We start from the raw sequence: 25,252 nt of genomic DNA, 5'->3' as shown, positions 1-25,252 counted from the left end.
GACACCTCCCTGAAAGGTTTTCATTTTAATTTTTCGGCAGAGTTACCAAAGCTACCTCAATTTTTCCAATCGCTTTTTTCTCAGCATCCAAGGCAGCATCGAGTGCCGCTACCGCTTCTCGCCTCGTGGCTTTCGTAAAATTTTCGTATTCTTTGCAGATGTTTACAAGTTTCACAACGGCTTCGATTTCCGCCTCATAAAACGTCGCCGCATCGGATAGCACACGGCTTGATGCTTCTGGAAAGCGGTGGGTGATTTCACGGAGATATGCCGCAGCATTCTCTCGCATTTCCCATAATATCCACGCTGCATGCTCTGTAAACCCTATATCCACATCGCCCTTCTGCAACATCTGCATCCAAAGTTGGTATGCAGCAAACCCAACGGCATCAACAGAAAATTACTCGTCTCATTTCAGACCTCCATTGATATATAGGTCTCAAATCATCGCTTACGAATAATAAGAGAATTGAAGACCCTACCTTCATGAGGCTCTAATCGTCGGTAGTACTCCAATCTAAAGGACCGTTGTAGGACTTCAAGAAGTGCCTCTATCTTCCAAAAAGAGAAAAACCGCTTCGGCTCATATCTGTCTTTTTCCCAGACACCCTCAAAATTTTCATCACCCCATAGACCAAGATACATTAAACCGTTTTCGTTGAGTCGCCCTGAAATTAGACCCAAAACCCGGTCAAAATCCTGTTTCGGTATGTGTAAAAGACAATTCATGGTATAGATTGCATCAAAAGTCTCGTCAATTTCGCCGAGATCGTAGCAATCTAAGACTTGTGCACGGATACCCTTTTCTGTAGTGAGTTTCACCATTGTCGGCGTATTGTCCACCGCCAAAACCCGGAGGCCTTGCGTTTGAAAAAACAGCGCATCCTGACCGTGTCCACACCCGATTTCGAGGAGTGTTTCTCGTCCTTCATTCTTCAAGAATTTGAGAAATTCTGATCGTTCTTGCACCTTGAATGCATCAGGAGAGTAAGACGCCCTTTCTTGAGCGTATTTTTCGTACGTTTTAACGAGTGCATCAGTGAATTGCATCATATCAGTAATTCCCTCTGGTATGACAACTGGCACTTTGACGATCAAGTAGAAGTCAACGATTAATGGGTAAGCAAGCGTTAATATCGATTTTATAAATCTTCCGTCTTGCGAGACAACGGATAGGCGGTACTATGGGTCGCACATTGGACAGTTCCCAACAGACATAGTTAGGCATCCAATCCATCCCTTGCGACTCCGCTTCTTCGCGTGTCCATTCGTGAATACCCGTAATGTCCACGACTGCACGCGCCAATCCATTCGGGTCTTCCTGTCCTTCTTCGGTCAAGTAGACTTCGTTCTCCACAAGCACGAGATCGAGAAATGGGAGCTTTGGCGGAAGCCAACGTCGGATTTCGACGACCTTCTTTCCGGCGATAATATGCTGTACAGATGGTGAAACTATGGACAAGGCATTAACCATCAAAATTGATTCATTTCCAGTCGTCGTCTGGCGGGTATATCATGGAACTGCCGCTGCCTGCGCCTTTAAAGTCGTTTTCAGCGAACCAGTCTTTAACGGTATCCCGCCACTTAATGAAGTGTGGTGCTTTCAGATGCTCTTGGAACGCTGCTTCGTCCACATAAACCTCGTAGAGCCAGATCCGATTCGGATCGGCACCGTCCTGAATGACATCAAACCTCAGGCAGCCGGGTTCATTCGCAACAGAGCCTTTGGCATCGTCTATCATTGATTCGATGAACGCCTCTCTGTGTCCTTCTTTAATCTGAATGGGAGCGATGATAACAAACATGTTCTTTTCCTCCTATAAAGGATTTTCAAGTCCGATTTCTTTCCAATTTCGGTGTGATAGTACCGAGCTTGCATTAACCTATCACACTTAGGAATAGATGTCAATTGAATCAGAGCTATTTAGTTTTAAGGGTTAAGTTTACATATCTGAAGCCTTCCCGTTTCTGGATGCCCGAATTTATTCGGGGCGGCACACTTTTCCCCAACAAGTTGGGGCATCCGAATGTAAATTTTGGAAAACTGAATGACCCTGCAATTGAATGCCTCTGCTTGACATCAATTGGTAAAAATAGTATTGTTAAACTCAGGTTATAGAAATAGAATAAATTAACGCGAGTTCAATTTAAACCTGAAAGGATACCTTCATGAAGTTACGTATAAAATTACAACTCACTCTCGTCTGTATTTTGTGCCTTTTGCTTTTGTCAGTTTCCGATGCAACCGTTCCTTCCCGCTACGCGAAGCAGCCCACCGAATGGTTTCAAAGCGCGGAAGGCCGCCGCATTGCCGACAATGTCCTTACGTGGCAGACACCGCACGGCAGTTGGCCCAAGAATCGAGACACGGCATCTGAGCCGTTTGATGGCAAAAGTGACGACCTACACGGAACGTTTGACAACAGTGCTACCACCGGCGAACTACGGTTCCTGGCGCGTGCGTTTCGTGCGACAAACGAGCCGCGCTACCGAGAGGCATTTCTCAAAGGTCTTTCCCATATCCTTGAAGCGCAATACCCGACGGGTGGCTGGCCTCAGTTCTATCCCCTAAGCAAAGGCTACCATCGCCACATCACGTTCAATGACAGTGCTATGACGCGAATTCTCGAACTTCTCCGAGACATCTCTGAATCTTCAGACTATGGGTTCTTGGAAATGGAGGATCGCACGAAGGCGAAAGCTGCTGTAACCAAGGGCATCGACTGCATCCTACGCACGCAGATTAAACAAGAGGGTAAACTCACTGCTTGGTGTGCGCAGCATGACGAGAAAACGCTTGAACCTGCGTGGGCGCGTTCCTATGAGCCGCCATCACTCTCAGGTGCTGAAAGCGTCGGGGTCGTGCGCTTTCTGATGTCAGTCGAAGAACCCACACCAGCGATTATCGCCGCTGTCGAGGGGGCTGTTGCATGGTTCAGGAGGGTCACAATCCACGGCATCCGCTTAGAGAAGTTTACTGATGCCGCGGGGCAGGACGATAGGCGAGTCGTCGCGGATCCCAACGCGGGGCCGCTCTGGGCGCGTTTCTACGAGATCGACAGCAACCGTCCCATCTTTCTCGATCGCGACTCGGTGGTCCGCTACGTGTTCTCCGAGATCGGACAGGAACGCCGCACGGGCTACGCCTACTACGGTAGCTGGGCTACCAAGTTACTCACAGATGAGTATTCACGGTGGAGAGAAAAACACAAACTCCCGAAGGAATGACCGACCTAAATCCAAATTCTACGCCGATGCAACTGTCAACGCCTTCAGTTTGTCGTTATCCAATTCGACACCGAGTCCGGGTCCTTCAGGTGGATAGAGATGGCTGGCTTCTGCTCGGATGCGTTCTTTTGCCGGTGATGCCGTATAAAGCACGGGTCCCATCGGATCACACGGCAAAGAGAGGTTGGGCATTGAAACGCCGACATGGACTTGCGCCGCTGTTCCGAGTGTCGATTCCTGATCGGTGCCGATGAGGCACCTGAGTCCCGCCGCCTCTGCTAAGGCAAACAGGCGACGAATATGCGTGGGACCTCCCGATACACACGCCACATTAAAAACAGTGCAAGCACCGCGTTCGGCTGCCGCATATCCGTGCTCTAAACTGCTAATGTGTCGGCTCACAGGCAAATCCATGCGTTTGGTGAACTCGGCAGATACCCGCAGACTCTGCGAGGGTTGCTCAAAATGGTAGGGGGTATGATGTCGAAGTACATCCGCATAACGCAAAGCGGTCTCCCAGTCGTTGAAGCGACCGGAGAAATCAATCTGTTTGAGTTTAATTTTCTCACCGAACCTCGACTTCATTTCCGTCAGGAACCGGTCATCCAAAGCACTATCACCCGATACGTAGTAGCGAAAGAGATGGTGTCCGAGATCTACCAACCGTTGCAGATAACCCGCCGTCTTTTCAAAGTCTTCCCGCACCTGCCACCCGAAGATTGGGTAGCAACAATAGACACTATCGCGCATCTTACCGCCGAGCATTTGATAAACGGGTACACCTTGGACCTTGCCGTTCAGGTCATAAAGGGCGAGATCAATGGCGGAAGCGAGGTGTAGATTGCTAACCGTGCTATCGAAATTTTGTGCACGTAGGAACTCGTTGATTTCCGTGATACGGGTGGCGTCCCGTCCGACGAGTAAATCGTTGTAGCGTTTAGCGACTGAACCTAAATCCTCGGCTCTACTGTCGGAGGCTTCCCCCAATCCGACGGGACCATCGTCTACATGGACTTTGACGATAACATGCCCTGATATGTGCCCGTAGTAACGTGGTGTTTCAATCTGAAAACTCTCAATTTTTGTGATTTTCATTTTGTCTCCCGAAGGTCAAGAACGGCTTGGTAGTGTTTGGTTACCCGACCGTTGTATTTCGTCTCAATGAGATTAACAATTCCGTCAAATAGAAGACCCCTATTTTTGTCAGACAAGGCGATGTGTCCTGAATAAGTACCCAAGAGTTTGATGTATTGTTCAGATGAATACGTTTGTGTCCATGGATAGGCGCGCTTAATTGGAGTCTGAAAAACTTCCATGCCGGGGAAATTTGTGGCGTGTGTAGGGCGACTCGTGGTCAGCGGAGCATAGTATTTATCGTAGAGACGCTGGCTCTCCGCAAAGAATCCCTCATCCTTTCTGACATGCTGATTCGAGAAAACAGCAAGGAAACCGCCTGATCCGAGAACCTCGGACACCTTCAGGTATCTTACTTTTGGATCCACCCAATGAAAGGCAGTAGCAGAAATGATTAAATCGAATTTGCCTTCCGGTTCCCACGCCTCAAACGCTTCTCTCACAAACGAAACATTTGGAAACGCCTTCAATCTTTCACTCGCAACAGCGATTAGGTCGGCACCGATGTCCAGACAGACCAGTTCATATCCGCGTTCTGCAAAAGAGCGGGTCGCTTTTCCTGTGCCGCAGCCGATTTCAAGGATTCTACTGTGGCTTCTGAGACCAGAAAGGCCTATGACATCTTGGATGAGTTCTTCAGGGTATCCCGGACGGACCTCTTCATAGAGCGTTGCGGCGGTATTGAAAGTAGTTTTGAGTGCAGTGTTCGACATAAATTTTCTTTTTCTGGTGAATTATGAAAACAAATAGACACTTCAGTGAGTGGCGGATCAGAAAGAGATTTCTCACCGCTGGTAGGATTTCCTGGGAGAACCCTCTATCAAAAACGCCTCGCCTATCCTCTGGTGTATATTTTACCATAGTTCCAACTATATAACACTACCAATGATTTGTTGTGGGTGCCTGCTAAACTTACATTTTTTCTTGCCTTCTTTCCACCTATATGCTATACTATTCAAGCCAGTTTGGGTGGCACTGCAAAGCGTCCACACGATATATTTGCCATACCCTCGCAGCGGATAAATAGACTGAGCTGGAAAATTTGATAACCAATAAATCCTACTTTTTTCGGAAATCAAGGCAACGGCAAGTAAATCGGGACACAGAGATAAAATCTTCAACCTTGATGAATTCCATACCTTTCTAAGATAAGGAGTCCGTATGCCTGAAAATCGCCCAGCGATCACAGACGAAAATTACCGTTTTTATCACGCCTCGTGTCTCAATATGCCGGAATGTGAGGATAATTCTATCGCCTTGACAATTACCTCGCCTCCATACTGGAACGCCATTGACTATGATACCCACACCAGTGACAATGAAGCGTGGTATAGGGAACGGAACTATGACGGACTCGGTAAAACTTATGAGGATTGGCTTACGACCCTCAAAAAAGTATTCTCTGAAGTCTATCGGGTCACAATTGACGGTGGGTTTTGTGCTATCGTTATCGGGACAATCCTTCATAAAGGTAAACACTATCCGGCACCATTTGATTTAACAAGTCAGTTGAACGACACAGACTGGCACTTCCACCAAGATATAATATGGAACAAAGTAACCGGTGGTGTGAGACGCGCCGGTTCATTTATCCAGCACCAAAAGCCCGGTTACTATTACCCGAATATAATGACCGAATACATACTCATATTCCGTAAAGGCGATAAACCCAGATACGGTTCACAGCCTACGCTCCCAATAGACGACGTATTCAAACGCGATATAGCCAACTCGATTTGGCATATTGCACCCGTTCCACCGAAAACGATCGACCATCCGTGTCCATTCCCTGATGAACTCGTCCGACGGTTAGTGCTACTCTATTCTGAAGAAGGCGATGAGATACTCGATCCATTTCTGGGAAGCGGACAAACCGCTCGGGGAGCCTTGAGGTTCAAACGCAAATGTATCGGATACGAGATCGAATCCAAATATATTGAACTAACGTGTCAACGGCTGTATGAAGAACCGCGACGGAAATATCATCTACTACCAAAGGTAGAAAAACAAGAAGTGAGGTCTGAAGATCAATTGGTGATGTTCGGTTCGTAAATACAAGGGGTAGAACAGTGGCACAAAACGGGCAAATGTTTTTGTTCCGGGAGACCGAAACAAGCGGAGAAACGATGAACTTTGAGATGGAAAGGAACTGCTTCAAACACTTGAAGGAAAATCTGAGTAGTGAGGCAAAGGAGGAGTACGAGACAGGAGTCAAGCACCTTGTTGAAAGATATAACACGGCGATCTATGAAAATAGGTTTACCGTGGGCGGTGTTATTGAGGTCTTTACTTTAGCGTTGATGCGCTCTACTGGGATAGAAATTGAAGGCTGCGGGTCAGAAGCACAAGGTGGAGATTTGAGACTTCCCAGTGGACAGATGTTTTCTCTCAAAAGTTCTTTTACAAAAGGTGGGAGCGTTATTCTCGTCAACACAAGAGGAGACAGCAGAACTGATGGGGAGACCGCCACTCTGTTCGTTTTATCCAATGTGGGAATTGTCTATGGTGACCCAGCGATGGCACAAGCAGACGATCTTAATCGGGTTGCAGATAATTTACAAATAAAACGTCCGGCTCTTAATCGCTTTGCGCAAGACCCATCGAATCTTATACCAGTGGAAATTCCTTTGAAACCCCCAACGGAAATGGCAGATGCCAGTATGAAAGCCAGCGATGCCGTTGCCCGACAACTCATGAACGAACTTAACATGCATACGCTACGAGATCAGATATAAAATCTACAGAAAATCCCACAAATCCTGATTCAGGCAATTAGTGATTCCACCTTTCATCCCTATCTTCTTCCAATTCTCTATCTTCCCACCCTCCAATCCTACAAATCCAAGTTCTGATGGAAACCGATGGTTGGCAGCTGACTTCTAATTTCCATACCTCTCAGAATAATTAACGATTCTCAAAATTTTGCAACAAAGTGAATGAAATTAGTCAACCCGTCCAATGTACAAAATGTGCGCAGCCATATCCACGATAGCGGGCTCCGTCGCTGTTTCCAAGACTAACTCGACCCAACGTTCCCACTTTGTTGGATCCTCCGCCACCGCGTTGGTAGCTTCGGGTAACCCCGTTGAAAGTCCCTCACAGCCCACCATCTCCAGTGTCGTCAATCCACACGATTCAGCGAGTTGTTGAAGTTCAGAAGCCCGAAAAAAATGCCACAGCGTATCGCCAACAATATTATTTCCTCTTCCTTCCCGTATTAACTCCCAGTACCGGGGCGTTATCAGTTCCTCACTGACTCGACTGAGAACCGTCCGCAACATTGCGAGGTATCCCACAACGGCGATGCAGACAATCCCACCAGGTTTGGCGACCCGAACCAATTCAGAAGTTGCTTGGGTTCGCTCGGTTTCATCACTGATATATGTTAACGGACCGCCGAGACATAGCACTGCGTCAAAGTCATTCGTGTTAAAACGTGAAAGGTCGCGTATATCTCCAACGACCGACGCGACCCATCGGTTTGCAACGGATTCCGGTTCCGACTTGATTTTTTCTTCAGCAAAAGCCGTGTATGTTGGGTCAATATCCAAAAGCACAACATCATAACCTGCCCGACAAAGTTCGAGCGCGTAACGCCCTGGTCCGCCACCAGCATCTAAAACCTTACCTGTTTCAGGAAGGTATTCCCGAAGGTAATGCATCGTGACCAAAAATTCCAGTGAGTTGTAAGCATCTTTCACAAGTCGATTCCATTCGCCAGTTTCAACTTCATTTTCTTTTTCCATGACAGCTATATCCCACCATAATTGCGTGCGTTGTCCAAAAACGACTATCTATTACAAGTCACCCTCAAAAACAACATTATATCCATTAGGGGACCTCACTATAATTGTACAGACATCACCAAAATCGTAGGTGTACTTTTTTAGACCTTGCACTATCTCAAGATTTTTCTCACCACAAATATCTAAAATTTCTTGGACACTGTTTACGGCAATCTGCCAAGTAAAGTGTTGAGAGACGACTTCAACGTTGACATCGCTTTTGCGACCAAGCCCAAACTCAATATCATCCCCATACTGTATTGCCTTGAAGTCTTCATCATCGTAAGAGAGTTCAAATCCCAACGATAAATAAAATGCTACTTCAGCATCCAAGTCTTTCACTTTCAAAATTGGCATCAGCATCGTGTAAGGTTTGCTTCTCATATATTACCTCCGTTCGTGTTTCTATATCTTTAGACAGAAACCCAACGAACCAACTTGCATTATATATGGCGCGCGTTGGCGGAAAATGGTTGCATAATTTTTCAGAAAAAGAAAGGATTGTGGGAAGAGAGAAAAAACTGACGCAAACAACATTATTAACAGGCGACACAAATGCCTCACACCCGATCCGCCAACTCTGATGGATGGGTCAATACTGGATAGCCTGCCGCTCGCTGGATCACAATATCCTCTCCGAGCAAGTCTGTATGCTGACGGAGGAACCACGCGGCACAAAATGGGGACATCCCAACTTGGGCTGCGCCTCGAAGTTCGTCGCTATTGCCGTCCCCTATGAATACGCAGTCTGAAGGCGCAACGTCCAAATTTTTACATGCATGTTGATAGATGCGAGGGTCAGGCTTGACCATCCTGACCGCATGGGAAAATATGGTCACCTCAAAGAAGCCGGACAAAGGACTACTTTGCCAATCTAAGACTTCAGAACCATCGGTATTACTGATGAGACCGATCCTAATATCTGAAGTGGTAATTTCATTGAGCATATCAAGGATTTCGGGCTCTATACAACGCAGATGTGCGGTAAAAGCAGATTGGCGGCGTTCAGCGAGTGTCTTAATCGTACTTTCAGGAGATTTTCCATCAAGCTTCCCAACGATATAACGGAGAGACGTTGCATAGTCTAATTGTCCCGTAGTTCGTGCCGGTCGATGCTTCACATATTCTTGCTGAAAGTCCTCTACAGGCAACTGTAAGGTCTGCGCGACTTCAATGATTGAAGGGTGACCCGCGTCGAATTCTGAGACGAGCGTTTCAAATAAATCGAAGATGATTACCTTATATCTAACCAATTCTAAATTCCTATGTTAGTGATTATTGATGCTGGTATCTGAAATTGCGAGACAGACATCTTGATGGACACAGATAGCATTAGAGTTCTCCCCTTGACATGAGGCCTTTTGCCTTCAACTCGGCATAATCCGCCAGGTGTTCGTGGTAAAAGTATTTTTGTTTTATCTAAATTATACTGCTTTCGGACGTATTTGAGACACAAAAATTACGAAGTTTTTATAGGCACACCGAGTGCCTCATACGCCTCATCGCGGACGTATCCGAGTTTCTCAGCCAAATGAATAGAAGGGGCATTCTCACAACTGGCAGACCAATGCGGATAAATGCCTTGCTCCAAGCAGTGTACAAGCAATGTAGCACCGACAGCCGTCGCGAATCCCTTGTTGCGAAAGTCAGGATGCGTTTCAATCCCAATATGAATCCCTTCGCGACATTGCATCAATGAGACAGCGTGACTAACAATGCGCCCCTCGATTGTTGCACAGAAGCCGATTCCCCGTTCAGCAAAATCAGCCGATGAACTGAAACCTGGGAAACTGGAAAGCCCTTCATTTTTCAGTCGGGTCGCCAAGGGGATGTCAACTTGTTCAATGTGGTAATCAAGAAGGATTCGTTTTTGGAGGTTCTGCAGATGTCTGAGATTGAGTGATTCCGAAGAAAATGTAATGCCTTGCATTTGTTTGAGATGATGACCATGGACTTGAAATATCAACTCACGCCATACCTCTGAGGTAGGAATAACCCACATTTCTGATAATTGTTGGACCAATTTTTGCGCTATCGGATGTGTCACATCGCCGCCGAGTATCGCCCAACCGGGATGCGTTAACTGGGCAACCCGTGGATTTGTTTTTGAATCCGCAAGCGCAATACCACTATGCCCTTCAAGAACGCTGTTGACAAAGATGCACTGCGGAAGATAATTGGCAAAGAGCGGAATAAGTAAACTTCGTTTATCTGGGTCAATTGATACAATGTTCACTGACTTACCTTCCACAAAAATGTTAAACGCCGTTATCGCTTGAGTGTGTTGACAATTTCTTCGTTGCCCTCACGCAATGCCATGTCGAGAGGTGTCTCTCCCTCATAGGGTTGAAACACAACCCTCTTGAATTCACGTAGGGGCCAGACCAGTGATGTGACCTCATCTGTCCATTCGGTGAACTGTTTGGGACGATACATTCGACTGACTGTTTTCAGCGATGGGTCGGCACCGTGGTCTAACAATAACCGAACCATCCGTAAATTGCCCAACCGGGCGGCGAAATGTAGCGGTGTTTCCTTACCGTATTCAACGAAATGCTCGTTATCCATGATGGGTTCTTCATCAAGTCCGCTCAGTGCCTGTGCATTGACATCCGCGCCTGATTTAATCAGGATATAGGCTTGTGCAAGATGCGTATCGTCATCGTGCCGGGATTGCACATGGAGTACGGTTTCGCCGTTGTAGGGCCATGCGAAATTCGGATCCAATCCGTTTTCCACCATGAGCAGAAAGGAATCGAAGTTAGTGACACCAACGCCGTGAAACCCAAGATAGGAGGGTTGATTGACCTCGGTTCCCTGACTGATGAGATACCGGTTAATTTCATAATCAGAGCTTGGCCAATGCGTACCGAGGTCACTATTGTTTACATCGGCACCTGCCTCTACAAGTGCCTTGACTTTATCGAGATCTTTGATCTTAATGCTTGCAGTAAAAAGCGGTGATGTTCGATTCACTTTTACGTTTACGAGTTCCGGTGCTTCAGCAAGCATTTGTCGAACTGTCTCTGCATCTGCTGTTTCAAATTCTGTCCGCCAGCGTTCAATGCGTTTTTGGTTCATTTTATTTCCTTGTGATGATAGACCTACTTATGGTGAATTATGAAAATAAGTTTACATCTTGTAGGGGCACCCCTTGTGGGTGCCCGTAACCTCACCCGTCCCAATGTAAAAGTAATTCTAAAATCTACCATAGTTTGTTAGCATTTTTATGTATCACCCTCAATTATCTTCCAAATAGTTTAACACATACGCGGAGAAATTCATCAGAAATTCGTTTATTGAACAGTCAAATACCATTTTTAACTTGATATCCGTTAATAAAAACAGTATAATATATCATAATCCTTTCCAAAGAGGGAATATTGTATCAGTCTACAAAACGCCGGCACGAAAACCGACACAACATTTTCAGCGGTTATATAAGTTTCTTACTGGCTGCTAACCGCTGACCGCTAACTCAAAAATGTTACACTTTTCGCCAAATTATTTTTTTACAACAGAAAAATTAAACACCAACGAACCCCTATGGCCACTATGTTCTCTAACGTTACACACCACACACAAAATGTTACACCAGTGTAACATTTTTAAGGGGAATTACGAAGAAATATATCGTTAAGTTAATACTATATTCACGCCTGTTTTCACCAAGAATAGGCTGATTCAACATCAAAACAGAGACACACCACTTTCATAGTAACCCCCAAAAATCCTTAAAAGGAGAAACCCGCCTAAACCCACGCCACCATTGGTGTTACAAAGGTAATTCCGAGAGATGAAAAATTCAGATTCATAGTAACAGAAAAAAAACGCCCCTTTCATAGACAGCCGACAAACCCACGCCACACCTGACTTTATGCGGGTTTTAAAAGCACAATTTTCAAAACGTTACTATGAAAACTATGAAAACTATGAATCCCAACGCCGCTGAACCCCGGTTCATGCCATAAGGCATGAATACCGTTGATTCCCTATGGCTACAGAAATGTCGCCGCGACGGGACTGTAGAAAAAAAATCACACCAATCTCATAACCTCTACCTTGTAGCATAAACTGTTAGTTTGTGCATCTGGCGAGGTTCGGAAACCTCGCCACCATAAATGCCCCTATTAAGGCGCGCAGAAGGGTTCCTATTTATCAAGGAGTGGATCTTATAGAGGATAGAGCGTGCTTCAGGTTAGAATTCGTACGTCGCGCCGAAAGGGATTGTCTAAGACAGAAAGGTAGTAAGGGGTAAAATTAGGAATTCGGCTATGAGGAAGGTTTAGCCAGTTCTGAGAAGTTTCTTGGCTGCTTGGGACCAGTGCTGCTTAATCTCTTGAGGCACCCGAAGGCGTTCACCGGTATGGGGCAGGACACGTCCATAGCCGATGTCCAGCATGGGTCGGTGGGTGCCGGTCTTATTCGGCATGCCGACATGCCACAATCGCATATCACGAAGGATGAGAGAACCTATAGGCATGACCGCTTGTAGCGCGGGTAAGTGCTTACTCCGTTCACCGAGATACCGAACATCCTCAGGTGGAGAATCCATAATCAGATGCGAGCCGGGCCAGATTTTTGTAGCACCATTCTCCTCTAAGAAATCAACTAACGGAATATCAACATAAATACCCGTAACCGGTAGCACACACGGCAATTCAGGAAACAGGTGATTGCCGTCACGATGCGGTGCTTTTTCCACTTGCTTGCCATCTACATCTGGCGGTATATTATGAATTCCGCAACGGAATAGTGCGATCTTCTTGCCCATAGCAGCCTCAATCACTTGAAGCGAGAACGGATTGGTGATAAATTGGTGATGGAGAAACGGCATCTTGACGACATGCCGCGCTTTCCGTTCCTTTCCCTGTCGAACAATCTCGAAATAGGCGGTCTGTGCCTCCCTGACAAGCGCAAGCGGCACAGCGTTCTCAAGGATAACAGCACCGACCTCTCGGAGTAACCGAACCGCCAAATCGAGATTCGCAGCACACATTTTTCCGTCTGCTTGCTCTTCATCCGTCAGCTGAATTCGCATTGTCTGGCTCCTACAAGAATAGTGATAGACCGCGAAAGGTATTGTATCAAGATGCGCTACGCCAACTTACCGCGTAGCAGTGGGTTGTCTTTCATCACTTCGCCATCGCGATTCCGCGTACCCGATTGCATGTAATGAAGGACCATCGCTCGGCGGTCTCGGGATGAGCGGTTCGGATCCGTCTGGTGGAGTGTCATGCAGTGATGCACCATCCCACATCCAGCTTTAACTGGCACGGGTATAGCACGATTCACATCAGCATTCACCTCCAACAACGCTGGCAACTTACCTTTCTCTGACTGTGCGCGTCCGTGTGCCGCTAATCCTTCCAAGTAACTGCCGGGGATAACGTTCATACAACCGTTCTCTTCGTCGGCATCGTCGAGTGCTATCCAGATGCTCACAAGATTCGGCGGGTCGCATTGCCAATACGCATTGTCCTGATGCCAATAGACTTCACCCCCGTGATAGGCGGGTTTGTAGAGAGCCTGATCGTGGAATAACTGGATATCGGGACCGATCAAACTCTCGGCGATGTCTAACAACGGTTCGTGGTAGAGCAGTTTCCGATATTCCTCATCCAAACGCCACATCTCCATGATCTGTAACATTTCTTCGTCACGATCAGCGTCTTCATCGCTTTCCGAGTCCCCGACGACTGCGAGGTTACGCAACCCCTCACCGATTGTGTGGCGTTTCTGTGCAAAGAGTGCGTCGTAATGTTCACGTAGCACGGCAAGGTGTTTGTCATCAATGAGTCGTTTTTCTATGTTGAGATAGCCTACCTGTCTGAATTGTTCGACCTCTTGTGGTGTAAGTTTCATAACACAGCTCCTTAAAAGTTTATTTCAATCCACATCGGATTCTCCAAGAATCTTCTGATAGGTCTGCGATGCTACGTTATACGCCTCGCGGGCGGCATCGCGTTCCTCCTCTCGAATACGGTCAACCTTTGCGTTCCAGCAGACTTCTACAGCCTCCAAGCACCACTGTGCACTCCTGCGACTTGCACGGATTGGTTTGCCGTCCACAATAACAAAAACCGGATTCGTATGAGACGACGGGAAGATGCGTAGTGCAACCCAACTCGACCTGTCAATGGATGCCTCAAATTGAACGGGAACGACTTCACCATTAGCCACGACTTCTTGCGTCTCAACCGATTGCCCGTTGACGATGAGTTCAACAGGCACCTTCTGGCTTTCCGCAATGCGAGCGCGTTCCACGTCCCAATAGGGTTGCTGTTCCAATGGACGATTCTTTATCTCAAGATTCGGTGTCTCGTTAAGGCGTGCAGCAATACGTGCAGTGACAGTTACCGTGCCGGGCTCTTCCAAATCCAACTGGCTAATCTCTCCGGTTGGCGATTTTTCTCCCACGGGTACACCGCCAACAGTGAAGTTCAACAGATGACTTTTGCCATCCCCGACGTAGGAGCGACCATCCTTCAATCCGTCTACCCATGCATCGAAATTAAGAGGACCGGGGGGCATTTTTACATAGATACGACCCAACCCAACGCGTTCACCGTAAATGCAAGGAAAATCCGTCTCGCCGCTGATTCTCGTGCGGAAACCACAATTGAGAGTGTGATACCAGATACTCAGTTCCCAAATAGCCGGTGTGTCTACCGTAGAGATGAAATCGACAGCATCATGAACGACATCCACGATGTACTCGTTCGCACCGATACCATCAAAAGGCGGCATGTTGTAATTAGGGAGTTCGTCTCCATCCACTTTTAAGCCCCAACCACTGTGACTGAAGCCTGTCACCGCGCCCTGTTCCTTTGCCCACTGGAGGACAGGCAGATCCCAACTCGGCCACTCCTCTATGCGTTCAACACCGTTGTAGTCGTCCTCAGTGAGTCGGAGTATGGAGAGATGTCCGGCGTGCGAGGACGGGAATCCTGAAACCTCCACATCGTAGCGCATCACATAGTCGTCGGTCGAGAGTTCGTGAACCTTGCCATCAAAAAACTGCTTTTGGTAATACCAGCACGGTCCCCAAGAGAGTACACACCCTACATTAAGGTCTTCACCGAGAATATGGCGCATCATGTCCTCAGGCGTAACCCCCTCCGTCGGACTTTCATAGTGTGAACACCCAGCGGCGTGTACGTGATGGTCGCCGGAACGCCAACCCTCTGCTGCTATATGGATCCATCTTTCCAGATGAAAGGTTTCTTGATGCGTCTCGGCATTCGGAACGGTAATGGTTTGGGTCTTTATCTTATATTCGGGTCCGCGTGTGTATTCAACGGTATAGTTACCGGGTGGTAGGAGAACAGATTCACCACTGTGCCGATAAATTTGATTGTGAAAGAAGAAATCGGGTGCAAGTCTGCGTCCACGTGACGGATACACCCGATTTAATGCGTCGCGAATGATAAAACCCGCTGTTGTTGGTTTCCCGTCGAAGTCCAACACTTCCAAGGTTACCGCCACCGCTGTTACACAGTCGAATAGGATAGGTACTTCGCTTCGGAAGCCGAGGTCCTGTGTCCCTTGACCAACGTTGAAACTAAGGGTCGCTTCTCGCTTTCCCGCATCGCGACTGTAGAGTTGAACGATACGATACTCCAGTTCTAATCCCGAAAGACTCGCTTTCAAAGGTGGATTGGTATAGACTTCAATATCCAAAAAACGATGTGGAATATCGCTTTTCGGCACGGTTGTCTCCGGATCAGGACTGCCGGTAGAACGTTTATAAAGGGGTGCGGCATTCGCGCTTTCTGCGGCTAAGGGTGCCGTCACGCCAGCCTCGTTGTGAACTTTCACCAAAAAAGTCCGCCACCCCTGCTGCATCAGCTCCTTATTTACCGGACCTTCCTTAACCTTCACACGGCTCTCAGGATTGATGTTGACACCGACCAGACAATATAGGTCAAGCACCTTCTGAATGTCAGCAATTGCTTGTTGGTGATCCTCGGAGACCAAGGCTTCCTCGATTGCTGAGAGGTCGCCTTCAGATAGGGGTGAACCGAGATAATCGAGTGCTTCAATGAGCCGTTGGGTTGCTGACACGAGCGGTTGAAATTCTACTTCACGGACGAGGTCCAGTTCAGCAGTGAACCCGACTGAAGTGAAAGTGATGAGCAATAGGCAGCCGATACATAGGAAATGAAAATGTCTGTTGGATCCTTTTCTTAGCGGAGTGCTATATCGATTTGTCATTCGTTGCATAGTGTGTTCCTCCTAATCGTTGATTGGTTTCTATTACGAATGCCGTAGTCTACCATAATGTGCGGTAGATGTCAAGTTCACAGTTGTAGGACGTTTCCATACATCATGTCACGTGATAATCCACACCATACTGCACCAAGCCCAATCGCCGTGCTACACCTTGAGAAGCGATATTGGCCCACGAAGTGCTGTAGAGCGGAATAAGGTTTAAGGTACGAACAGCCAAAGCCCACGCTGCGACAACCGATGTTGCATGCCCACGCCGCCGATAACCAGCCAGAGTCTCAACGCCTGCTTCATGGGCGCGTGCCGAGGCACGGACACTTCGGCAAATTGACACTACCTGCGAATCCTCTATGATTGCTAAACACGGGTGCGGACTATTTAATTCCGGCCTTATGTCGGCTAAATCTCCCTTTAGAAGTCTTGCATCTTTACTTGATAATAAGTGGATAACATTTGTCGGTGGGGCAATGTGTTCAGGAAAGCGATAGGCGGGCCCAACCCAGACCCGTTCAATCGGTGCGTGACTTTGAAGAATATCCTCGAATTGCCTACGGTTCTTTGGAATCTTCTGCGGATTCATGGGCAGCGGTTCAGCAGCGGCAACTTCTTTGAGTTGTGTAACTACGTGGTCGGGAAGATTGTGCCGGAACTTACATATTGAACCTTCGTTGGTGTATCCAAAGAAGAAACGAGGTGCTGGTTCTGCAGCACCGGTAGGTTCGTTGATATGTTGAAGACACCCATTCTCGTCCTGCGTGAATAGCACTTCAACTTGCATTTTCATGAGTTCAATATCGGTTTGATGAATACTCATCTCTTATACTCTTGAAATTCACAGTAACTCTGATACCGAAACTCTGAGATGTCTCCTGTTTTCAGGGCAGCCTGCACCGCACAACCTTCCTCATGAACATGCGTGCAGGCACCTTTGACGCAACGTTCTCGGAGTGAATTTATTTCTGGGAAATAGCGGTCCATTAAACGAGATTCGATGTCCCAAAAGTGCAACTCGCGAAGCCCCGGTGTATCGGCGATAAAACCGCCGAAATCCAAATTGTAAAGTTGGGTTGAAACGGTCGTGTGTCTTCCGCCTCGTCTCGGGTTCACCGCGTTCGTCTTCAATTTCAAACCGGGTTGAATAGCATTCAAAAGCGAAGATTTCCCGACCCCCGATAATCCAGTGAGTGCCGAAATCTTTCCTTTCATCCACGCTTTCAAATCCTCTATTCCCGCGCCAGTCGTTGCACTTGTAAGGATTGTTCGATACCCGATTCTCTCGTAGACTGCGGTTATCGAATCCACTTCCGCTCGGTCTTTAAGCATATCAATTTTATTGAAACAGATAAGTGGCTCAATCCCCGACGCTTCGGCAATAACAAGGAATTTGTCCAGCATTCGCTGCCAGATTGGAGGTTCTTTTACAGAAGAAACAATAACCAATCCATCGAGATTTGGAATGCGAATAACCCCTTTAGATTGTGTTCCTTTGCGTTTATATTCGCTTTTGCGCCGCATGACGGCTGCAATCGTACCATGGGTTTCATCAATCACCTGAATTTTGACGCGGTCCCCAACATAAACCTGTTGATTTGTGCTAAATGCATCCCGTTTTCCGCGCAGCGAACATTGATATTGATCTGTATCGCACTGCACAATGTAAACACCGTTGCTTGCTCGCGTCACAATACCTTCGGGAAGTCCAACCAACTTTTCATTATCGAAGAGGTAACCCGTCCGTTTGAGAAGCTCTTCGTCCGGTATAATGCGTGCGCCTTTGATCGCGCTGAGACGCCTGACCCGATCTTTGACAAGCATCTTCTCTGATTTGAGCAGCAAAGCAACAACGACGGGTTTATCCGTGTCGTTGTCGAGTGCATTCTCAGCATCCCGAATCGCTGGGTTCATACCAATATAAACCCGGCGATAGGTAACACACTCCCGCCAATCAAAAGCCGCGTAATCGCCCGTGATAATCTTTTGTGCTTCACTTAAAGTTGTACCTGCGTAAACGGACATTGCCATAGGTTGCAGTTCCCTCAATAAAGGCATTAAGATATGATAAAACGTGATAATCCTTCACCTACATACAATTTTGGATGCACTTTAGGAGGCATCACGTGAACAATCCAAAGTTCTTTTTTCTTGACGTGTTTCACGAAATTGGTTATTCTCTTACTAAATGAGCAATTGATCGAATGCGGTAGAAGGATCCATCGAATCATTTTATTCAGGATAAGGAGAATATCCATGAAAACGTATCGTGCCGCTGTTATTGGTTGTAGCCGGATGGGGGCATTTATTGACAACGAAGTCCCCGATTACGAAGCGATTAAGTTGCCGTATTCCCACGCTGCAGGCTTTTTTGCCGAAGAACGAACCGACCTTGTCGCATGTGCCGATCTGCGCCCCGAAGTCATGGAACATTTCGGAAACCGATACAATGTCCCAAAAGCGAATCAGTATACCGATTATCGTGAGATGCTGGAAAAAGAACAGCCCGATATCGTCAGCGTTGCCACACAACCAGAGCATCGCGCAGAAATTGTTGTTTACGCAGCAGAACACGGTGTGAAAGCCATTTATGCGGAAAAGGCGATGGCGGCTTCTATGGACGAGGCAGCAGCAATGGTGTCTGCGGTAGAACAAAACAATGTCGCCTTTAACCTCGGTACAAATCGCCGGTGGCATACAGGCTTTGACAAGATGAAAGAGATTATTGACAGTGGCGAAATTGGTAAACTACGCACCTTGATTATCTATTCAAACGGTACACTTTTCAACTCAGCCAGCCATCACTTTGACTTAATTTTACGTTTGAATAGCGACGCGCCTGCGAGTTGGATCACAGGCTATCTGCCACAAGGCGATTCGGTTTTTGATGGGAATGCGCTGCGAGCCGATCCGTCCGGTGGAGGAACAATCCAGTTTGAAAATGGTGTGACGGCACACGCACTACTAACGCCACGGGGTAGTGAATGGGAAGCGATTTGTGATAGAGGAACGGTTACCTGCTGGAACAACGGTTGGCAGTGGCATCTCCGCAAACAACAAGATGTACCCGGGTGGCGGAACTGTCAGGTTCCCGAAACTTTTCCTGAATTTGAACGGACCAGTAGCACAGCAAATTTGATTAAAGACCTCGTTCACGCATTAGATACTGGAGAACCGACCCGAGGCGGTGTTCGGTGCGCGTATGCCAGCACTGAACTGATTTTTGGTATCATTGAATCACATCTACACAATGGCGCGCGTGTTGAACTCCCGCTGACAGACTCAAAAGTTCGTTTACAAAGAAATCCAACTGCCAGACAACCACGGGTTGAGTAACCATTTTGGCATCAATCAAGACTTTCAAGGGATGCATGCCGAATGCTATCTAACTCTTCCGCACTGAAAACGCCTGCGCGGTAGAGGTTCTGATACTCTTCGGAGACGCTCTGCCCGAATATCATCAGGTCGTCTGTGTTGATCGTCACTGGCACGCCGTTATCAAATAAAATGCGAATGGGGTGTGAGGCGAGATCTGACACGCCATCTAACATCACGTTGCTCGTTGGACAGACATTTAACTGAATCTGATTCTGCGAAAGCCACCGCATCACTTCAATCGATTCAGCGGCAGCAATACCGTGTTGGACCTCGTCTAAGTCGAGGACTTCGACGGTTCGTCGTACCTCTTCCGCATCCCCGAACTCACCGACGTGTGCTTTCAGTTTCATTCCGGCAGCACGTGCCTTGGCATATAAAGACTGGACGGCTTCAGGCGTACATGCTTCTTCATAACTATACAGATCAATGGATCGAAACAACCCCAATTCGACGGCTTCATGCGCCAATGCCATCAATTTTGGATCATCAGCGTGTGTCCGAGGAAAACCGAGTTCCGGACGTAGATCAACTTGTATCCGATATTGCTCAACCAATGCCTCAAGAAAGGGCCGCACCCCAACTAACTCATCGGGATAGTATTCAGCCAACCGAATGTCGAAACTCATCTCAAGCACAACAACGCCATCTTGTATTGCGTCCTTTATCCCTGACGATGCGACAAACTTAAAACTTTTGGGAGTTATTATGTGATCGCTTAAAACTGCGTTTACGTATGCCATCATCCCCTCCAGTCCTTTCATCTTAGGAGGGGGATGTTCTAAGGAATGCCCTAACCAATGTTCCAGATTTTCTAATCGTGTACTTAAGAAAGCGTGAGAGTGAAGGTCAGTTTTAGGGGCTGCCTTTATAGCGGTCAAGTTATCTGTAGAGAGTGCTTCAATGAAGTTTATAGACATAAGACTCAAATCTCTTTCTTCGCGATAACGGCAAAGCTCACGTTGTAAGCCATTTGATGCGTCCAACTCCCCGGTGTCGCTTCAATATCTGGTTGGGTCCAAGGACGTTCCTCAACATGCTCAATCCGAAATCCGTTCTCCAAGAGTCCGTTGAATATATCACTCAGGTAGTGCCGGAAATCGAATGCGCCGTCTGAATACCTATAAATCCGTTCAGAATACGGCTCCGTGACACGATAGTATTCACCATCCCATTCCAAGGAATGATTGGCAGGGTTGCCAAAATCTACGCGATACCAACCCCCTGGACGGATGATTCTTGATACGCCTGTATAGATTTCATGAACCGACGGCACCCAACTCATAGAAGGACCCTGATAGACGAAATCAAACGATGCGTCCTCAATTGCAGACAGGTCCCGCATGTTGAGGCGAAGCGTTTTTACCGGATAGCCGTAATGCTTCGCAGCGGTAATATCTCCATCAAGCTGCCCTTGTGTAAAGTCAATCACAGTTACATTGGCATCGAGCAGACCGAATACCGCCGACTGCTGCCCACCACCCGCCGCGAGACACAACACGTCTTTGTCGGCAACATCCTTGAGTAGATACGCCGGGTAGATTTGGTAGAGTTCATAAGAAATCGGGTCAAGCCGACCCTCAGCATATTTTAGAATATCGTCTCTATCCAGATCGAGCCAGGGAACAGTAAAGCCTCCCTTTTTTCGGACTTCAGCTTCCCAACGCGCTCGATTGGCAATCGTAATTTCGTCATTCATACCATCACATTTTCTATCCATGTTTCGTCAATTTCGAGACCGAAACCGGGGGCATCCGACGGAGCGACATAACCGTCTTTGATGACAGAAGTTCCGGGCAATTTAACCATCTCTTCGAGAGGAACCCCCGGAGCCGAAACGCCTTCAGAACGTTCACCCCACGTGATCGCAGGCATCGCAAGTGCGAGATGCTGACCGTAAGGATAATTCATTCCAGCGTGTGTAATTACGTTAATCCCATTCGCCTCTGCGATGTGACAGATTTTCGCTGCAGCAGTAATCCCACCACACCACAAAACATCGGGTTGAAAGATGTCAACGAGTCGTCTCCCTGCTGCTGCCGCAAAAACGGTTGGTAGATACCAGTGTTCTCCCGTCGCGAGCGTCTGCCACGGAAGTCGTTGACGGACTGTTTCATAACCGACAAAATCATCAGGTGGAATGTAATCCTCCATCCACTTCAGACCGTAAGGCTTCAGAGTCTCACAGACGCGCACGGTATGTTCCAAATCAAACCCTGTCCAAGAATCCAACATTAAATCAACCTTATCGCCAATTGCTTCCCGTGTGGTTGCGACCAATTCTTCGAGTTTCCGCAAGCCTTCTAATCCGTGTATCGGCCCCCACGGTGTGAAGAGTTTTGTCGCTTTGAAGCCGAGCTCCATATACCATTCCTGATCGAAACCGGAGGCGTAGCAGAAAATCTTTTCCTTTTGGGGGCCGCCGAGCAGCTCATAAACCGGTCTCTTTAGGATTTTGCCTTTGAGGTCCCAGAGGGCACAATCAACAGCACTGATGGCGTAACTCGTCAAGCCGGTGGCACCGAAGGCAGCGCAAGATCGCACCATCAAGTCCCACAATTTTTCAGTCGCCATGCAATTTTCACCAACGAGCCGCGGAGCAAAATGATCGTTAATGATTCGGGTTACAGGACCGCCATAAAGCGAGAGACCGAAACCCCACGTGCCGTCTTCTGCTGTTACAATGCAGGCAGGTCGGCTCCATCCCGAACCGGAGACATGTTCGCCTCTTCTGTCGGCTGCGGCATAACGGGTTACCGGACGATTCATTGGAAATTGTCTGGCGCGACTGAGTGTGCGCGGCGTTGTTGTCGGTTTTGGGTTCAGTTCAATTTCTACGGCGCGAATTTCTTTAATGTTCATAGAATCTCCTTGCTACATGGACAGGATTATAAACTTAGCAATTCTGTTACATATATGGCAACTTAGGACTTAAGGGTACGATTCTGAAATATCCAAGTTTAATATAATATACACCACCATTGGAGAAATCGCAATGGAGAAATTTGCGATCAGGAAGTTTACTTGCCTCAATATCCACAAATAGATTGGAGCGATCAGACCTATGATGTTTAGGCGAATCAGGTAAATTAGGATTGATCTACCGAGTTCTTTACCCATTGGTAGGCGCGCCCAATTTGAAAAACGAGAACTCCAAACTCAATCTTCTCTGTAATCGCAGGGTCGTCTGTCTGATAGTACTTCAGAACCACATCAATAACCTTTTTGGCAACAATGCCATCAGGCGGTAAATCTGAGTACATCTCTATAGCGAACTCAGATAGATCTATCGCTGGATCGTGCAGCAAGGCATCAGCCCAATCAATAATGGCGGGGTGTTCAAGATTTTCCTGTACAAAAAACAGATGGTTTATTTGGAGATCTGTGTGAACGACAGTCCATCTCTGGTTTAGATGCTCTTGTAGGTTTTCCAGCTTTTCACGCCATCGGCTTGTATAGATTTCCGTGGTATTTTCTGCAATAAACGCGAGTTTTTGCCTTGTGTCACGAATTGCCACTGCGAAAGGATCGGTAGCATGTGGGATATGGTCTAAAACCGCATCTGAGAATCTGTGCCTGTGCAGAAAGGTGAGAGCGGTGCCGAGAGATTTGCCAAAGGCTTCTAATTCTCTGGCGGTAAATGTCTTAAGTGCTTCTATGGGTAGTGAAGAACCGTTGATTCTTGAAAACATCGCATAGAATCCCTCGTCGTGTACCATGATCGGTTTCGCTACAGTGAAAGGCATTGATAATGCGTGCAGGTATTTTGTGAGTTTAACTTCTTTTAGAAGTCTGGCTCGGTAGGCGTTGCGCGCAATCTTGAGGATAGCATCGTCGCGGTAGTAGAAGGTAAAACTATCGCCACCACGGTGGCGGTTGGATATAGGTTTTAGATCTTCAATAGATATATTTGGAGCGAATCTTTTAAGAAAATCGCACACGTTGTCTGCTGTAATCTTAGTTATTTGATGCATTAGAACACCTTTACATCGAATAAGCGAGAATGACAGTTGAGCTCGCGTTTGAATGAAGGCGAACCTTACGAAGTTTAACCATTTCCGTCCATCAATTAGAGTTCAACAGGCTTGATGTTCCCAAAGATTCGATCTAACACCCTTCGCACTTCCTGATGTTTTTCGTCGGTATGTGAAATAGCAGGGGTTCGGAGGCGGTGGTTTGGATAGAGTCCGTGAAGATGCAGTGCTGATTTGATGCTTGGCAACCATTCCAATCTTGTTGCTACCTTGAGCCAAGGTTCTTCATAACGAAATACAATCTCCTGTGCATCATCACTACGTCCTATGGTCAGAGCATTGTAAAATTCCAATGCAATGTCGGGTCGGAACGGAGCGATGGTGCACAGATATGCTGTTGAACCGATCGGGTACCCGAACATGAAATTACGCATCTGCCCACCACTGATGACTGCAAAGTTTTCGTCAGCAGTGGCGCGAATGATGTCGTAGTAAGCGTAGAACGGAGGCCCGTCGTTTTTGATACCGGCTACTTGCGGACGTTTTGCTAATTCCGCAACGATGTCTACAGGATAAGGATCTTGCCACGCGCCCCAAACCAATAAAGGGATCGGTGCGGTGTCCTGAACACTATCAAAATAGCCGACAATGACATCGCGCTTGACACCTAAACCGGGATGAATCTGGATCTTGACAGCATCCACACCGTCGCTATCGCAGTGTTTCAAAAACTCTCGGCATTGCCCGGGGTGCCACCAACCTGTCGAAGCAATAAACAGCGAGCGGCCCGATATTTCTTCCGTAAGTTCAGAAGTCAATAGCCAGATTTCCTCGTCTGTTAGGCTACAAAATTCGCTACTGCCGTAGGTGAGGAGGATCACCGGAATGTTCTGCTCACACAACCAATTGACATACTTCCGCATTGCGCTGACATCTAATGAATCATCATCGCCAAAGCAGGCGTTCACCGGCACGATAGGACCTTTCAGACGTTCCATCACACGAATAGCTCGCTCCATAAAGTCCCTCCTTGGCATATAATTAGCACAATTTTCAGGTGGTTGAGCTTTAGAATCCTGAAAGTATAGACACAGGAAATTGACTGATTACGGCGGCGCGTTAGACAAGTGCCAGATTTCCTCAGAAAATTCAGGGATCGTCAGCAAGCCAGCAGTCCATAGAAACACTCTATCTCGTTCTGTGAGTTCGTTCAGAGACATCCACGCAACGTCCACAAGAATCTGGTCATCTTTTAGTTCAGGGTCATTTCCCAAAGATACTGCTTGCGCACCTATTTCTATCAAGTAGGTATAATATTGATCACCAGGTGCAAAAGTAATAACAGATATTGGGCGGATTATAGTGCCTTCGACACGGCACTCTTCCCGAAGTTCCCTCAGCGCAGCTTGTTCCGGCGTTTCATCCTCTTCAATACCTCCACCGGGGAGACACCACCACTCTTCCCCTTTATGACGGTGTTTGACCATTAGAATTCTTTTCTGTTTATGAACAAGGCACTGCGCACGTGACATT

General features: G+C 47.3%; 26 protein-coding genes. 4 read left to right on the top strand and 22 right to left on the bottom strand.

Annotated features, from left to right (window positions below; genetic code table 11):
* Positions 1-25: 25 nt before the first annotated feature.
* From OXN25_06725 to OXN25_06710, 4 genes are all read right to left on the bottom strand, one after another.
* The gene (locus tag OXN25_06725) at positions 26-352 is read right to left on the bottom strand and encodes a hypothetical protein (GenBank protein MDE0424542.1); all 327 of its coding nucleotides are present in this window, start codon (positions 350-352) and stop codon (positions 26-28) included.
* 92 nt (positions 353-444) lie between these two features.
* Complete coding sequence (locus OXN25_06720; protein MDE0424541.1) at positions 445-1,053, bottom strand: class I SAM-dependent methyltransferase; 609 nt, start codon at positions 1,051-1,053, stop codon at positions 445-447.
* A gap of 52 nt (positions 1,054-1,105) precedes the next feature.
* Positions 1,106-1,474 (bottom strand): ASCH domain-containing protein, encoded by a 369-nt coding sequence (locus tag OXN25_06715; GenBank protein MDE0424540.1) that lies wholly within the window; start codon positions 1,472-1,474, stop codon positions 1,106-1,108.
* A gap of 10 nt (positions 1,475-1,484) precedes the next feature.
* On the bottom strand, positions 1,485-1,805 hold the full coding sequence (locus OXN25_06710; protein ID MDE0424539.1) for a putative quinol monooxygenase: 321 nt from the start codon (positions 1,803-1,805) through the stop codon (positions 1,485-1,487).
* A 364-nt stretch (positions 1,806-2,169) separates the two neighbouring features.
* Here OXN25_06710 and pelA point away from each other — a divergent pair, with 364 nt between their 5' ends.
* Positions 2,170-3,228: a pectate lyase gene (gene pelA, locus OXN25_06705; GenBank protein ID MDE0424538.1), complete on the top strand. Its 1,059-nt coding sequence runs from the start codon at positions 2,170-2,172 to the stop codon at positions 3,226-3,228.
* An 18-nt stretch (positions 3,229-3,246) separates the two neighbouring features.
* Here the strand turns inward: pelA and OXN25_06700 are convergent, their stop codons facing one another.
* Positions 3,247-4,323 carry a mandelate racemase/muconate lactonizing enzyme family protein gene (locus tag OXN25_06700; protein ID MDE0424537.1) on the bottom strand — a complete coding sequence of 359 codons (1,077 nt, stop codon included), beginning with the start codon at positions 4,321-4,323 and terminating at the stop codon, positions 3,247-3,249.
* Positions 4,320-5,075 (bottom strand): class I SAM-dependent methyltransferase, encoded by a 756-nt coding sequence (locus OXN25_06695; protein MDE0424536.1) that lies wholly within the window; start codon positions 5,073-5,075, stop codon positions 4,320-4,322. The genes OXN25_06700 and OXN25_06695 overlap by 4 nt, the downstream gene beginning before the upstream one ends.
* A 448-nt stretch (positions 5,076-5,523) precedes the next feature.
* Here OXN25_06695 and OXN25_06690 point away from each other — a divergent pair, with 448 nt between their 5' ends.
* Together OXN25_06690 and OXN25_06685 are read left to right on the top strand one after the other, a co-directional pair.
* Positions 5,524-6,414, top strand: coding sequence for a site-specific DNA-methyltransferase (locus OXN25_06690; GenBank protein ID MDE0424535.1), 891 nt, complete (start codon positions 5,524-5,526; stop codon positions 6,412-6,414).
* A 74-nt stretch (positions 6,415-6,488) separates the two neighbouring features.
* Positions 6,489-7,097, top strand: coding sequence for a hypothetical protein (locus OXN25_06685; protein ID MDE0424534.1), 609 nt, complete (start codon positions 6,489-6,491; stop codon positions 7,095-7,097).
* A gap of 207 nt (positions 7,098-7,304) precedes the next feature.
* Here OXN25_06685 and OXN25_06680 read toward each other — a convergent pair whose 3' ends face one another.
* From OXN25_06680 to rsgA, 10 genes are all read right to left on the bottom strand, one after another.
* Positions 7,305-8,108, bottom strand: coding sequence for a class I SAM-dependent methyltransferase (locus OXN25_06680; GenBank protein MDE0424533.1), 804 nt, complete (start codon positions 8,106-8,108; stop codon positions 7,305-7,307).
* Positions 8,109-8,159: 51 nt separating this feature from the next.
* On the bottom strand, positions 8,160-8,531 hold the full coding sequence (locus tag OXN25_06675) for a VOC family protein (protein ID MDE0424532.1): 372 nt from the start codon (positions 8,529-8,531) through the stop codon (positions 8,160-8,162).
* A gap of 176 nt (positions 8,532-8,707) precedes the next feature.
* Positions 8,708-9,400 carry an HAD family hydrolase gene (locus tag OXN25_06670; protein MDE0424531.1) on the bottom strand — a complete coding sequence of 231 codons (693 nt, stop codon included), beginning with the start codon at positions 9,398-9,400 and terminating at the stop codon, positions 8,708-8,710.
* 206 nt (positions 9,401-9,606) lie between these two features.
* Positions 9,607-10,383, bottom strand: coding sequence for a GNAT family N-acetyltransferase (locus OXN25_06665; GenBank protein MDE0424530.1), 777 nt, complete (start codon positions 10,381-10,383; stop codon positions 9,607-9,609).
* Positions 10,384-10,415: 32 nt separating this feature from the next.
* Positions 10,416-11,228 carry an ankyrin repeat domain-containing protein gene (locus tag OXN25_06660; GenBank protein MDE0424529.1) on the bottom strand — a complete coding sequence of 271 codons (813 nt, stop codon included), beginning with the start codon at positions 11,226-11,228 and terminating at the stop codon, positions 10,416-10,418.
* Between the two features lie 1,204 nt (positions 11,229-12,432).
* Positions 12,433-13,188 (bottom strand): phytanoyl-CoA dioxygenase family protein, encoded by a 756-nt coding sequence (locus OXN25_06655; GenBank protein ID MDE0424528.1) that lies wholly within the window; start codon positions 13,186-13,188, stop codon positions 12,433-12,435.
* A 56-nt stretch (positions 13,189-13,244) separates the two neighbouring features.
* Positions 13,245-14,012: a phytanoyl-CoA dioxygenase family protein gene (locus OXN25_06650; GenBank protein MDE0424527.1), complete on the bottom strand. Its 768-nt coding sequence runs from the start codon at positions 14,010-14,012 to the stop codon at positions 13,245-13,247.
* 24 nt (positions 14,013-14,036) lie between these two features.
* Positions 14,037-16,373 (bottom strand): CehA/McbA family metallohydrolase, encoded by a 2,337-nt coding sequence (locus OXN25_06645; GenBank protein ID MDE0424526.1) that lies wholly within the window; start codon positions 16,371-16,373, stop codon positions 14,037-14,039.
* A 103-nt stretch (positions 16,374-16,476) separates the two neighbouring features.
* Complete coding sequence (locus OXN25_06640) at positions 16,477-17,193, bottom strand: GNAT family N-acetyltransferase (protein ID MDE0424525.1); 717 nt, start codon at positions 17,191-17,193, stop codon at positions 16,477-16,479.
* A complete protein-coding gene (gene rsgA / locus OXN25_06635) occupies positions 17,190-18,401 on the bottom strand; it encodes a ribosome small subunit-dependent GTPase A (protein MDE0424524.1) in 1,212 nt (403 codons plus the stop codon). The genes OXN25_06640 and rsgA overlap by 4 nt, the downstream gene beginning before the upstream one ends.
* 225 nt (positions 18,402-18,626) lie before the next feature.
* On the opposite strand from rsgA, the gene OXN25_06630 reads away from it, so the two are divergent.
* Positions 18,627-19,706 (top strand): Gfo/Idh/MocA family oxidoreductase, encoded by a 1,080-nt coding sequence (locus OXN25_06630; GenBank protein ID MDE0424523.1) that lies wholly within the window; start codon positions 18,627-18,629, stop codon positions 19,704-19,706.
* Between the two features lie 11 nt (positions 19,707-19,717).
* Here the strand turns inward: OXN25_06630 and OXN25_06625 are convergent, their stop codons facing one another.
* The 6 genes from OXN25_06625 to OXN25_06600 all read right to left on the bottom strand — a co-directional run bounded on the left by OXN25_06625 (position 19,718) and on the right by OXN25_06600 (position 25,251).
* Positions 19,718-20,665, bottom strand: coding sequence for an adenosine deaminase (locus OXN25_06625; protein ID MDE0424522.1), 948 nt, complete (start codon positions 20,663-20,665; stop codon positions 19,718-19,720).
* A 5-nt stretch (positions 20,666-20,670) separates the two neighbouring features.
* The gene (locus OXN25_06620; protein ID MDE0424521.1) at positions 20,671-21,444 is read right to left on the bottom strand and encodes a methyltransferase domain-containing protein; all 774 of its coding nucleotides are present in this window, start codon (positions 21,442-21,444) and stop codon (positions 20,671-20,673) included.
* Positions 21,441-22,607 carry a hypothetical protein gene (locus tag OXN25_06615; GenBank protein ID MDE0424520.1) on the bottom strand — a complete coding sequence of 389 codons (1,167 nt, stop codon included), beginning with the start codon at positions 22,605-22,607 and terminating at the stop codon, positions 21,441-21,443. Before OXN25_06615 ends, OXN25_06620 begins: the two co-directional genes overlap by 4 nt.
* 227 nt (positions 22,608-22,834) lie before the next feature.
* Positions 22,835-23,719 (bottom strand): aminoglycoside phosphotransferase family protein, encoded by an 885-nt coding sequence (locus tag OXN25_06610; protein MDE0424519.1) that lies wholly within the window; start codon positions 23,717-23,719, stop codon positions 22,835-22,837.
* A 95-nt stretch (positions 23,720-23,814) separates the two neighbouring features.
* A complete protein-coding gene (locus OXN25_06605; protein ID MDE0424518.1) occupies positions 23,815-24,738 on the bottom strand; it encodes a dihydrodipicolinate synthase family protein in 924 nt (307 codons plus the stop codon).
* Positions 24,739-24,825: 87 nt separating this feature from the next.
* A complete protein-coding gene (locus OXN25_06600; protein ID MDE0424517.1) occupies positions 24,826-25,251 on the bottom strand; it encodes an NUDIX domain-containing protein in 426 nt (141 codons plus the stop codon).
* Position 25,252: the final 1 nt, after the last annotated feature.

The sequence above is a fragment of the Candidatus Poribacteria bacterium genome (genome assembly GCA_028820845.1).
GTDB lineage: Bacteria > Poribacteria > WGA-4E > WGA-4E > WGA-3G > WGA-3G.
Note: the sequence above shows the minus strand (reverse complement) of the source record. Positions and strands in the feature narration are given on the sequence as shown.